This window comes from Polaromonas sp. P1_G4 (assembly GCF_056405475.1).
This window is the reverse complement of sequence record NZ_JBFUCA010000654.1, coordinates 1-1,990: the sequence shown is the minus strand read 5'-3', so window position 1 is coordinate 1,990 and position 1,990 is coordinate 1. Positions and strand designations below refer to the sequence as shown.

3 protein-coding genes are annotated in these 1,990 nt (G+C 62.9%); all 3 read right to left on the bottom strand.

Annotated features, from left to right (window positions below; translation table 11 throughout):
- A partial coding sequence (locus tag AC1D1X_RS21805; RefSeq protein ID WP_477699164.1) for an alcohol dehydrogenase catalytic domain-containing protein occupies positions 1-384 on the bottom strand: 384 nt, incomplete at its 3' end.
- Positions 381-1,217, bottom strand: a complete 837-nt coding sequence (locus tag AC1D1X_RS21800; RefSeq protein WP_477699163.1) for an oxidoreductase — start codon at positions 1,215-1,217, stop codon at positions 381-383. The genes AC1D1X_RS21805 and AC1D1X_RS21800, both read right to left, overlap by 4 nt.
- A 91-nt stretch (positions 1,218-1,308) precedes the next feature.
- Positions 1,309-1,914 (bottom strand): TetR/AcrR family transcriptional regulator, encoded by a 606-nt coding sequence (locus tag AC1D1X_RS21795; protein WP_477670170.1) that lies wholly within the window; start codon positions 1,912-1,914, stop codon positions 1,309-1,311.
- Positions 1,915-1,990 lie beyond the last annotated feature (76 nt).

The window sequence follows — 1,990 nt, the reverse complement described above, 5'->3', positions numbered from 1 at the left end:
CACCAGGGGAATGGAAGCGGCTTCTTCCATCGTGAGCCCCGCAGGCTTGAGCGCCAGGGATGCCTCCTTGACCGGGACGAATTCAGCGAAGGTACCGATCCGGAAATCATCCGGCCGGGCGTAGACCTCATCGCCCGGCTTGAACTGCCGCACGCCTGGGCCGACCTTGACGACCACCCCAGCGACGTCGTGGCCCAGAATGAGAGGCAGGCGATAGGGCAGTATGAGTTTGAACTCGCCGTCGCGGATTTTGAAGTCCAGCTGGTTCACACCAGCGGCATGCACCTGGACCATGACCTCGTCATCGCGCAGCTCCGGGCTCGGCATGTCCGTCAACCGCAAACTGCTTTTTTTTCCATAACGTTCAACGATGAATGCTTTCATGATGTTTTCACTGTTGGCATCACGTYGAGCCGCAGATCTTTTCGAATCCCGGCATCCACCAGACCAGCAGGCGCAAATGTCCGGAGGAATCGCAGGCGACTCGCGAGTCCGCCTGCGGTGTATCGGAGTTTGGGGCGAGCGGCACTGGCAGCTTTCAGCACGACGTCCGCCACGACGCCCGGCTGTTCCGCAGTCGCCATCACTTCCTTCACGCGCTGGCTCACGGCGGCGCGAACCTCGCGGTACTCCTCGAGCTTGGTGTCGGGTTCCAGGAAGTTCGCGTCGAACGGCGTCTTCGTGTATGCGGGCTCGATGACCGAGACCCGGATGCCCCTCGTGCGTAGCTCATGGTCGAGCGACTCGGAGTAGCCTTCGATCGCATGCTTCGTCGCCGCATACAGTGCCCCGTACGGCATTGGCAGGAAACCAAGCACCGAGCCGATATTGATGATGCGTCCCGCGCCCTGTCGGCGCATGTGCGGCACGACGGCGCGCGTCATCCGGACGATCCCGAAGAAGTTGGTGTCAAAGATCGCCTGGGCCTGCGCGATCGAACTTTCCTCCGCACCGGCCGGGGCGACCCCGAAGCCCGCGTTGTTGACCAGCAGGTCGATGCGGCCTTCAAGCTGAATCAGCTGTTGCACCGCGGCTTCAACCGACGCGTCCTGGGTCACATCCAGTGGCAGTATCTCGAAGGGCTGACCACCTGCCCGGCCGCCGCGCCGGCTGGTGCCGTAGACCTTGTAGCCGGCCTGCGAAAGCCGCAGCGCAACCGCTTCGCCTATGCCTGAGGAGGCGCCTGTCACCAGGACAACTTTGTAGTGGGGGTTCATGGTGTTGTTCTTTCAGCGTGAAGTGAATTTGGAATGATGATCGTCATACATAATTGCGAGGAAAAAAGCAGGCATGGCTCAAAAAGAGAATTCAGTGGGAGACCGGTACCAGCTGCTTCAGCGCGGCTTCGCAAAAGCTGTCCGCCAGCGCGGGCTCGTCGACCACGCGCGCCAGCAGCAAGGTGCCGACCATGGTGGCGACCGTCGCCAGCGCGCGCTCGTGGGCGCCGGGCTGGCCCCAATCGGGTGACTGGCGGGCGACGAAATCCACCATTTCCTTGATGTGGCGGGTGGTCGCGCGGCGCACTTCAGGCGCCTGGCGCGGTGTCTCCGAACCCAGCGCGGCCAAGGGACAGCCCATCTCGATCTGCTCCCGGTGCTCCGGCGAGAGGTAGGCGCGCAGCATGGCCGCCATGGCCTGTTCAGGCGGCGAGCCGGCCGCAACACCCGCCACCACGGCAGCCGATTCGGCACAGGCCCGCGTTGCGGCTTCGGCCAGCATGGCCTCGCGCGACGCGAAGTGGGCGTAAAACGCACCATGGGTCAGGCCGGCCTCTTTCATGATGTCGGCCACGCCGGTGCCGCTATAGCCGCTGCGGCGTATTGCCCGCGCGGCCACGGAGACGATGCGTTCGTGGGAGGCCTCCTTGGCAGCCGTTCTGGCGTTGATTTTGGTGTTTCGCATGATGAGTATCATACATTATTTGGCAACTATGCGTGCCCAGGCAATTTTGATCGCTGACTTGTTGCGTGTCCCTCACGCAACGCCAGGA